We start from the raw sequence: 1,756 nt of genomic DNA, 5'->3' as shown, positions 1-1,756 counted from the left end.
CCATAATGGCAAGCCCGACCTGGTAATAACCGCCGAGTGGCACCCTATTCAGCTCTTTTTAAATGACGGCAAAAAACTCAATAAATTTTCTTCCGGGGTGTTGGATAATGAAAAGGGCTGGTGGCAATCGGCATTAATTACAGATATGGATGGTGATGGCAAAGCCGACCTGGTAGCAGGTAACTGGGGTACAAACAATAAATATAATGTGACACCAGATCAATCGCTGTATGCTTACAATACCGATCTGGATAAAGATGGGAAAAATGATTTTATACTATCCTATTTTATTAAAGGACAATATTATCCTTTCAGACCAAAGAATGACCTGGAACAGGAACTGCCTTATCTGAAAAAAGAGTGGCTCAGTTATCAAAAAATGGCCGATAAAACCACGTCCGAGATCTTTAAAGATAAACTGGATGATAATAACCGTTTAAGCGCAAACCAGTTTAATAGCATTTTTGTGAGCGATGTATTGCATGCTACTACATTTAAGGAGTTGCCATACCTGTACCAACAGGCGCCCATCCGGTCTATTATCCAGGCAGATGGTAAAACAGGGGATGTATTGCTTAACGGCAACTTTTGGGGTGTTGTACCTTATGAAGGTAAATATGATGCTTTGGGTTTGGTGGATTTGCATTATAACAAACAGCAAAAACAGTTTTCGCCCCCCGGATATTTAATTAACGCAGCTTTTAATTTCCAGGAACTGCCATATATTTCAACCATAAAACGGGCCGGATCAACAGATTATATTATTGTTACTTATGATGGTAAGGTAATGCTGGTTACCAAATAGTTATCAGGATTAAAAAATAGGGGCGTATATTTTGGTCACCCATTTCGATGTGTCTTTTTCAACAGTTCTGTCGGTGATCAACGATTCAAAAGGCATGGCCGGCGCTGTTAAATTATGATCTTTCATGTAAGCTTTAACCGCACTAAAAGCGTCGTTTATAGTATTGGGGCCTCCTTTTACATCGGCTACCAACAAATTACCGCCAGCTACCAGGTTGTTAATTAATGATTTCTGATCTGGCTTAATTGTTTTATTGATAGGGAGCGCAACAGTAACCTGGTACTCTTTATCATCAACCTTTGTAACATTAAGCATAGGGAAGTTGGTTAATACTACGCCTTTAGTTTTAGCGTGTAACTTTAGGCTGTTAACTGTTTCATAAATGGTTTGCACATCCGGATAGTTAACARAACTTGTGATGGCAGTAAGCAATACGTGATCCTTTATTTTTTCTATATAAATTTTATAACCATATGCTTTTTTCTCATCCTCCAAAAACGATTTGAGGTGTTTTAAAATTTCAGCTGTTTTGGCTTTAAGAGCCTGGGCGTTTAAATAATTTTTAACCCTTTGAAAAGGATTAAGGCTGTTTTGTATTTTAGTGTGCCAGGTTATTTTCACAGCAAAATCATCAGCCAGATAACTGATCTCGCTATTGAGTTTTAATTGGCCCTTTTGCAAAGTAACATGTGCACCGCTGTTGGTGATTTCGCTGATATAAAAATGGATGCCCTCGTAATCAAACCGGCTATTATTGATCTTGGCGCCGGGCCACCATTTTTCCCATTGTTGCCGGTGGGTTAAAAACTTAGCAGCGATAGCGTCAGTTGCATCAATGTTAACCTGGTTATTAATTGTTAAGGTAGATGGGATTATTAAATATATTGCTGAAATAATAGCCGCAGTAACTGCTAAAAGTATAAGTACAATTCTCTTCATTTTGGTTTGGTA

At 38.3% G+C, this 1,756-nt stretch carries 2 protein-coding genes; one reads left to right on the top strand and one right to left on the bottom strand.

What is annotated here, in order from left to right; genetic code table 11:
- Positions 1-805, top strand: an 805-nt coding sequence (locus AC1DPZ_RS26520) for an FG-GAP repeat domain-containing protein (RefSeq protein ID WP_477409154.1), incomplete at its 5' end; no start/stop codon positions are given.
- A gap of 9 nt (positions 806-814) precedes the next feature.
- Here the strand turns inward: AC1DPZ_RS26520 and AC1DPZ_RS26515 are convergent.
- On the bottom strand, positions 815-1,756 hold a 942-nt coding region (locus tag AC1DPZ_RS26515; RefSeq protein WP_477409152.1), incomplete at its 5' end, for a GyrI-like domain-containing protein.

This window comes from Mucilaginibacter sp. P4_G9, from assembly GCF_056400985.1.
Note: the sequence above shows the minus strand (reverse complement) of the source record. Positions and strands in the feature narration are given on the sequence as shown.